The sequence below is a fragment of the Staphylococcus pasteuri genome (assembly GCF_030547725.1).
In the GTDB taxonomy this organism is placed as follows: domain Bacteria; phylum Bacillota; class Bacilli; order Staphylococcales; family Staphylococcaceae; genus Staphylococcus; species Staphylococcus pasteuri.
In genome coordinates, this window is the sequence record NZ_JAUOQO010000034.1 from 1 (window position 1) to 479 (window position 479).

A 479-nucleotide genomic window follows, 5' to 3' on the forward strand; every position below is an offset into this window, starting at 1 on the left:
GTACACCCCGATGTGTTAGCAGGGAAAAAAAATGGATACCTTTATAGGAAAGCAATTCAAAGAGGTTGCCATTTAATAGCTGAAGATTGTAACCCATGGTCTTTGTTTGATCTATGTCATACTGTTTATACAGTAACTAGTCAATTAGGGTTTGAAGCCCTTTTAGCCGGTCTTAAAGTTGTGTGCTTTGGTATTCCTTTCTATTCTGGATGGTTATTGACTGATGATCGAATTTCTAATGGACGCTGTGGAAAGAAACGCTCTTTAGAACATGTTTTTTATTGCGCTTACATAAAATATTGCAAATATATAAATCCCTATACGGGAAACCTCTGTCAAATTGAAGACACTTTAAAAATAATTAATTTGCAAAAAAACACATGGAAAGATATAAAGGTACTTGGCATGCCGTGGGTTTTTCCAAGTGGAAGAGAAATATTCTTAAAAAGTATTTAGGTAGGGCTGCTGAAATAAAGTTT

At 34.7% G+C, this 479-nt stretch carries 1 protein-coding gene; it reads left to right on the plus strand.

What is annotated here, in order from left to right:
- Positions 1-456, plus strand: a 456-nt coding sequence (locus Q4528_RS12680) for a capsular polysaccharide export protein, LipB/KpsS family (protein WP_439848934.1), incomplete at its 5' end; no start/stop codon positions are given.
- Between the last annotated feature and the right edge of the window lie 23 nt (positions 457-479).